The sequence below is a fragment of the Aquabacterium sp. UBA2148 genome (genome assembly GCF_002328915.1).
Lineage (GTDB): Bacteria > Pseudomonadota > Gammaproteobacteria > Burkholderiales > Burkholderiaceae_C > Aquabacterium > Aquabacterium parvum.
On record NZ_DCXA01000235.1, the window covers coordinates 1 to 6,853 of the forward strand.

Sequence of the window (6,853 nt, forward strand, 5' to 3'; positions counted from 1 at the left end):
ACCGGCCATGGCCGAGTGCTCGCCGATGTGCACGTTGTGCGCGATCTGCACGAGGTTGTCGAGCTTGACGCCGTCTTCGATGACGGTGTCGTCCAGCGCACCACGGTCGACGCAGGTGTTGGCGCCGAGTTCGACGTCGTTGCCGATGCGCACCGCACCGAGCTGCTCGATCTTTTCCCAGCGGCCCTGGTGCGGTGCGAAGCCGAAGCCGTCGGCACCGATGACCACGCCGCTGTGGAAGATGCAGCGCTCGCCGATCACGCAGTCGAAGCCGATGGTGACGTGCGGCGCCAGGCGGGTGCCTGCACCGATGCGAGCGCGCTCACCCACCGAGGTGTGCGAACCGATGACCACGCCATCGCCGATGACGGCGCCCGCCTCGATCACCACCAGCGGGCCGATGTGCACGCCCTGTCCGATCACGGCCTCAGGAGAGACCACGGCGCTGGGGTGGATGGCGGCTGTCGGACGGGGCCGCACGCGTGCCGCCCACCAGCGGGTGACAGCCGCGAAGAAGCGGTATGGATCGGAGGTGACGATGGCCGAGCGCAGATGGGCTGCATCGGCCAACACCGTCGGGCTGATGATCACGCAAGCTGCCTGCGTGTCAGCCAGCTGGCTGCGGTACTTCGGGTTGGAGAGGAATGACAGCGTGTCGGGCTCTTGCGCGTCGAGTGGCCCGATGCGACGGATCACCGTGTCGGCGTCACCCTGGATCTCGGCCTTGAAGCCACCCAGGGCTTCATCTGCCAGCGCTTTGACCAGTTCGCCAGGCGTGGTGCTCAGCGTCGTGGTGGCGGCGGCTTGGGCGTTCGCATGCGACGCGTTCACTTGCCCGACCCGGCGTTCATCGCCTTGATGACCTTGTCGGTGATGTCGACACGGGGGCCGGCGAACACCGCTTCCTGGACGATCAGGTCGTACTTGTCCTGATCGAAAATCAACTTGACCACTCGATTGGCTTTTTCAAGCACGGAGGCCAGCTCTTCGTTCTTGCGCTGGTTGAGGTCTTCCTGGAACTCGCGGCGCTTGCGTTGCAGCTCGCGATCCTGGTCCACCAACTCCCGCTGGCGGCGCACGCGCTCTGACTCACCCAGCGAGGCGGTCTCCCTGTCAAAGCGATCTGACGCGGCCTTCAGGCGTGACTCGCTGTCCAGCAACTCTTTTTCACGCTTGGTGAACTCGCCTTCGAGCTTGGCCTGAGCGGCCTTGGCCATGGCGGCGTCACGCAGGACGCGGTCGAGGTTCACGAAGCCGATCTTGAGCTCCTGAGCCGAGACCGCGGCCGCGCAGCTCAGCGCAGCGATGGCCACCAAGGTCTTGAAGGTCGAAGTCATGGTCAGAAAGCCGTGCCGATCTGGAACTGGAGTTGCTGGATTTTATCTTGGCTGAAGGAGCGAATGGGCTTGCCGTAGCTCAGCTTGAGCGGCCCCACGGGCGAAATCCAGCTGATGCCCACGCCTGCAGAGGCACGCAGGTCGTCAAGCTTCACTTTGTCGTCCTCTCCCCAGACGTTGCCCGCATCCATGAAGCCGAACAGGCGCAAGGTGCGGTCGTTGCCGGCACCGGGGAACGGGACATAGAGCTCGGCGTTGAGGTTCACGCGCTTGTTGCCACCGATGTAGGCGCCTTCGATGTCGATCGGCCCCAGGGAGCTTTGCTCGAAGCCGCGCACCGAGCCCAGGCCGCCACCGAAGAAGTTCTTGAACACGGGGTAAGGCTTGCCTTGCAGGCCCACGCCATAGCCCACCTCGGCACGCAGGCCCAGGGTGAAGCGGTTGCTCAAGGGGATGTACTGCTGGCCTTCGAGGTCGGTGCGCAGGTAGCGGGTGTCGCCCAGCAGACCGCTTTCGAAGTTCACGCGCTGGTAGCGCCCCGTCGTCGGGACGATGACGCTGTCGCGGGCATCACGGGCCCAGCCCACGGTCAGGGGCACGGAGGTCACACGGTCACCGAAGGTGTCGCGGAACAGGCGGTAGCTCACCGGCAGACCGAGGTCGCCCTTGATGGCTGTTTGCTCCACACCCAGGCCGAAAAAGACGGTGTCGAACTCGGTGAAGGGCACGCCGAAACGCACCGCACCACCGATGGTTTCGATCTTGTAGTCACCGCCCTGGCTGTTGAGCGGGCGCGAGTTGCGCAGGAAGACGTCGTAAGAGCGAGAAACACCGTCGTCCGTGAAGTACGGATCGACCGTGCTCAGCACGATCGCGCGGTTGTATTTGCTGGTATTGAGCTCGATGCCCAGGTAGTTGCCTGAGCCGAAAACGTTGTCCTGCTTGATCGAAGCAGACAGCGTCAACTTTTCTGCCGTCGAGAAGCCGGCACCCAGCATCAGGTTACCGGTGGGCTTTTCTTCCACCGCGACGGTCAGGTCAACCTGGTCAACCGTGCCCGGCACTTCAACGGTTTCGACGTTGACGTTCTTGAAGTAACCCAGGCGGTCGACACGGTCGCGCGAGAGTTTGATTTTCTGGCCGTCGTACCAGGCCGATTCGAACTGGCGGAATTCGCGGCGCACCACCTCGTCGCGGGTGCGGGAGTTGCCCGCCACGTTGACGCGACGCACGTAGATGCGACGCTGCGGCTGGGCCACGAGGTTGATGACGGCCTGTCCTTTCTCGCGGTCAAGTTCAGGACGCACGTCAACGCGAGCAAAGGCGTAGCCATACTGCGCAAAGCGGTCCGTGAAGGCCTTGACCGTCGAGGCGACCTGATCCGCCTTGTAGGCCTCTCCGGCATCGATGGTCACCAGTTTGCGGAAGGTGGCCTCTTTGCCGAGGTAGTCGCCGTCGAGCTTGACAGCCGTGACGGTGTAGGCCGGGCCCTCGTTGACATTGATCACGAGCTCGATGTCCTGCTTGTCCGGCGAGATCGCGACCTGAGCAGACTCGATTCGGAACTCCAGGTAACCCCGGTTGAGGTAGTAGGACTTCAAGGTTTCAAGGTCGGCGTTGAACTTGGCGCGCGAGTACTGGTCGGACTTGGTGTACCAGGTCAGCCAACCACCCGTGGTCAGGTCCATTTGCGACAACAAGGTGCTTTCGCTGAACGCCTGGTTGCCGGTGATGCGGATGGCCTTGATCTTGGTGATCTCGCCTTCCGTGACGGTGAAGGTCACGTTGACGCGGTTGCGTTCGGTCGGTGTGATCGTGGTGACGATCTCGGCGGCGTACAGGCTGCGAGTGAGGTACTGCCGCTTGAGTTCCTGCTCGGCCCGATCGGCCAGGGCGCGGTCAAAAGGCTGACCTTCCGAAATGCCGACGTCCTTGAGCGCCTTCAGCAGGGCTTCCTTGTCGAACTCCTTGGTGCCAACGAACTCAACGCGGGCGATCGCTGGGCGCTCTTCGACGATGACCACCACCACCTTGCCATCGATCTCGATGCGCACGTCCTTGAACAGACCTGTGGCGAACAGCGAGCGCAGACCCGCGGAGCCCTTGTCATCGGTGTAGGTGTCGCCCACGCGGAAGGGCAACGATGCGAAGACGGTGCCGGCATCGGCACGCTGAAGGCCCTCCACGCGGATGTCCTTGAGGACAAAAGGCTCGACGGCCCAGGCCGACTGAAACAGGGAGGACGCCAGCAAGGCGGCAAGCAGGGTCGGCTTGAGGCGGACAGCGGTCATGGAGATGGGCATGCGTTGAAGATCAGTTCGCGCCGAGCAGTCGCGCGAAGTCGTTGTACAGGGCCAGGGACATCATCAGGAGCATGACGGCGACGCCACCTCGCTGGAGCCTCTCGAGCCAGCGCTCGGAAACCGGGCGGCCCGTGATGCCTTCGAAAAGATAATACATGAGGTGCCCGCCATCGAGGACTGGCAGAGGCAGCAGGTTCAACACCCCCAGGCTGACGCTGACCAGGGCCAGGAAACCCACGTAATAGACCCATCCCAGCTCGGCAGAACGCCCAGCGTAGTCGGCGATGGTGATGGGGCCACTGAGGTTCTTGATGGAGGCCTCGCCAATCAGCATCTTGCCCAGCATTTCCAGGCTGAGGCTCGCCACATCCCATGTCTTGGACAGCGCTCGGGTCAGGCCGTCCACAGGGCCGTGCTGAACCGTCACGGTGGCGGCGGCTGAGCCCAGCGCCGCTTCGATGCGCGGCAGGCGTTGCCCTTGGACGTCCTTCATCACAGGCTGCACCAGGACATCCAGCGCGCGCCCTGCCCGCTCGACGTGAAAGGTCAGCGGCTGCGGTTGACCATCGTTGGCGCTCTGGCGGATCGCCTGACGCAATTGGCCGGCGTCCTGCATGGGGTTGCCGTTGAGGCTGAGGACGCGGTCGCCCTCCTTGAGCCCACCGCGCTCCGCCGGGCCATTGGGCACCAGTTGGGCCACGAGCGGCTCGGCATAGGGCCCACTCAGGCCCAGTTTCTCAAGCAAGCTCCCATCGACATCGGCGGCCGGGATGCGGCTGACAGCCAGGCTCAGCTCGCGCTCACCCGAGGGAGATCCTTGTTCCGATGTTCGGCTGACCACACGCAGGCGAACATCACGGCCTTGAACCGCTGCGCGGGTGAACCACCATTGCAGGTCGGTCATCGAGCGCACGGCAACCCACTCACCATCGGCTTGCGCTGAATCACCCGAGGCATCCTTCGAGGCACCTTGGATCTGCACCGCAACGACCTCGTCACGCGAACGCAGACCGGCATCTGCGGCCAGGCTGCCCACCCGGGGCTCGGCCAGCCAGGGCCGAATCTCCTCGACCCCCGCCCAGTTCACGCACGCGTACAACAAAACGGCCAAGACCAGGTTGGCCAAGGGACCTGCGGCGACGATGAACGCGCGCTGATGCAACGGCTTGTGATTGAACGCCCTGTGACGCTCGCCGGATTCAACCCGACCCTCGCGCTCGTCCAGCATCTTCACGTAGCCACCCAAAGGCAATGCAGAGACCACGAACTCGGTTTCGCCCCCCGTGCGAGACCACAGCACACGGCCAAAGCCCACGGAGAACCGCAGCACCTTGACGTCGCACGCCACCGCAGCACGGTAGTGCCCCCACTCGTGGATGACAACGAGCACCCCGATGGTGACCAGGAAGGCCAGAACGGTCATGAGCATGATGCACCTCCGGAGCGGGCCGAAATCGACACGCTGTGAACTCAGTCAGGCCGGCAACCGGCCACAACGCCAGCAGCCACGCGACGGGCCTCGGCGTCCAACGCCAGCAACCCCTCCACGGATTCTGCAGCTTCGGCTGGCACCTTGCACTGTGCCAGGGTCTCCTCGTTGACCCGATGGATCTGATCGAAACGAACCCTGCCATGCAGGAAGGCATCGACAGCCACCTCGTTGGCCGCATTGAGCACACAGGTGTGCCCCGGCGCAGAGCGCAGCGCGTGCCAGGCCAGCTGCAAGCCAGGGTAACGCGATGCATCGGGGGCCTCGAAGGTCAGGGCCCCCAGCTTCAGGAAGTCCAACACCTCGGCACCAGACTCGATTCGCTCAGGCCAGGACAGCCCGTAGGCAATTGGCACACGCATGTCCGGCGTGCCCAGTTGGGCCAGCACCGACCGGTCGCGACACACCACCATCGAGTGCACGATGCTCTGCGGGTGGATGACCACTCGGATCTGCTCAGGCGCGAGGTCAAACAGCCAGCGGGCTTCGATCACCTCCAGCGCCTTGTTCATCATCGTCGCGGAATCGACCGAGATCTTGCGGCCCATGACCCAATTCGGGTGCGCGCAGGCCTGCTCCGGCGTGATCTGGGAGAAGGTTGCCGGATCACGCTGGCGGAAAGGGCCGCCAGAAGCGGTCAGCACAATGTGATCCACGCGACGCGCCCATGTGGCCGGATCTTCGGGCAGGCATTGAAAAATGGCCGAATGCTCGCTGTCGATGGGCACCAGGGTCGCACCACCTTCGCGCACGGCCCGCATGAACAGCTCGCCACCGACAACCAGCGCCTCTTTGTTGGCCAGCAACAGGCGCTTGCCTGCACGTGCCGCTGCCAGACAAGGCGGCAGTCCCGCCGCCCCCACGATCGCCCCCATCACGATGTCGACATCCGGGTGCGCTGCCACGTCCACCAGTGCAGCCTCGCCTTCGAGCACCTCGGTGGGCAGGTCAGCCTGACGAACTGCCTCGCGCAAGCTGGCAGCAGCCTGTGCGTCGGGCATGACGGCATATCGGGGACGCCAGCGCAGGCACTGGGCCAGCAACTCGGGCACTCGGCTCGCGCCCGTCAATGCGAAGACTTCGAAGCGTTCCGGGTGACGCGCGATGACATCCAGCGTGTTGGTGCCGATCGAGCCTGTCGCCCCCAGCACGCTGACACGCAGGCGTCGGGAATCCTTGATTTCAACCATGGCACAAGCTCAGCAAGGCGATGGACACCGGCAACACCGGCAGCAAGGCATCGACGCGATCAAGCACACCACCATGGCCAGGCAGCAACTGGCTGCTGTCCTTGGCCCCGGCCTGGCGCTTGACCAGCGACTCGAACAGATCGCCGACCACGCTCAGCCCCACCAGGGCCAAAAGCGCGGCAACCATGCCGGGCCAGCCCAGGCCCCAAAGCAGGCGGCTGTACAGGCTGGGAGAATCAACGCCGATGTTCTGATCGGCCCACAACCAGCCGGCAGCCAGAATCAGCACGGTCAGGGCGCCGGCCACCACGCCTTCCCAGCTCTTGCCAGGGCTGATGGAGGGCGCCAGTTTGCGACGACCCAAGGCACGCCCACCAAAGTAGGCCCCGATGTCGGCAGCCCACACCAGGCAGAACACCGACAGCATGTGGTTCAAGCCCTGGGCCTTGCTCTCGACCAAGGCCATCCATGCCACCACCAGCAAAGCCAGACCCAGCAGGCGCCTCAACCACTGCGGAATGGCCCGCCAGTGAC

General features: G+C 64.2%; 6 protein-coding genes. All 6 read right to left on the reverse strand.

What is annotated here, in order from left to right; all coding sequences use genetic code 11:
• The coding region (gene lpxD, locus B2W70_RS13115; RefSeq protein ID WP_286746309.1) for a UDP-3-O-(3-hydroxymyristoyl)glucosamine N-acyltransferase at window positions 1-831 on the reverse strand (831 nt) is incomplete at its 3' end.
• Window positions 828-1,337 carry an OmpH family outer membrane protein gene (locus B2W70_RS13120; RefSeq protein WP_058086169.1) on the reverse strand — a complete coding sequence of 170 codons (510 nt, stop codon included), beginning with the start codon at window positions 1,335-1,337 and terminating at the stop codon, window positions 828-830. The genes lpxD and B2W70_RS13120, both read right to left, overlap by 4 nt.
• Window positions 1,338-1,339: 2 nt before the next feature.
• Window positions 1,340-3,628, reverse strand: a complete 2,289-nt coding sequence (gene bamA / locus B2W70_RS13125) for an outer membrane protein assembly factor BamA (RefSeq protein ID WP_286746311.1) — start codon at window positions 3,626-3,628, stop codon at window positions 1,340-1,342.
• 22 nt (window positions 3,629-3,650) lie between these two features.
• Window positions 3,651-5,069: an RIP metalloprotease RseP gene (rseP, locus tag B2W70_RS13130; RefSeq protein WP_286746313.1), complete on the reverse strand. Its 1,419-nt coding sequence runs from the start codon at window positions 5,067-5,069 to the stop codon at window positions 3,651-3,653.
• A 41-nt stretch (window positions 5,070-5,110) separates the two neighbouring features.
• Window positions 5,111-6,319 (reverse strand): 1-deoxy-D-xylulose-5-phosphate reductoisomerase, encoded by a 1,209-nt coding sequence (ispC, locus tag B2W70_RS13135; protein WP_286746314.1) that lies wholly within the window; start codon window positions 6,317-6,319, stop codon window positions 5,111-5,113.
• A partial coding sequence (locus B2W70_RS13140; protein WP_286746316.1) for a phosphatidate cytidylyltransferase occupies window positions 6,312-6,853 on the reverse strand: 542 nt, incomplete at its 5' end. The genes B2W70_RS13140 and ispC, both read right to left, overlap by 8 nt.

What these genes read in the sequence shown, in the direction of transcription:
- B2W70_RS13120 (WP_058086169.1), bottom strand. Translation starts at nt 1,337, where the DNA reads ATGACTTCGACCTTCAAGACCTTGGTGGCCATCGCTGCGCTGAGCTGC.
- bamA (WP_286746311.1), bottom strand. Translation starts at nt 3,628, where the DNA reads ATGACCGCTGTCCGCCTCAAGCCGACCCTGCTTGCCGCCTTGCTGGCG.
- rseP (WP_286746313.1), bottom strand. Translation starts at nt 5,069, where the DNA reads ATGCTCATGACCGTTCTGGCCTTCCTGGTCACCATCGGGGTGCTCGTT.
- ispC (WP_286746314.1), bottom strand. Translation starts at nt 6,319, where the DNA reads ATGGTTGAAATCAAGGATTCCCGACGCCTGCGTGTCAGCGTGCTGGGG.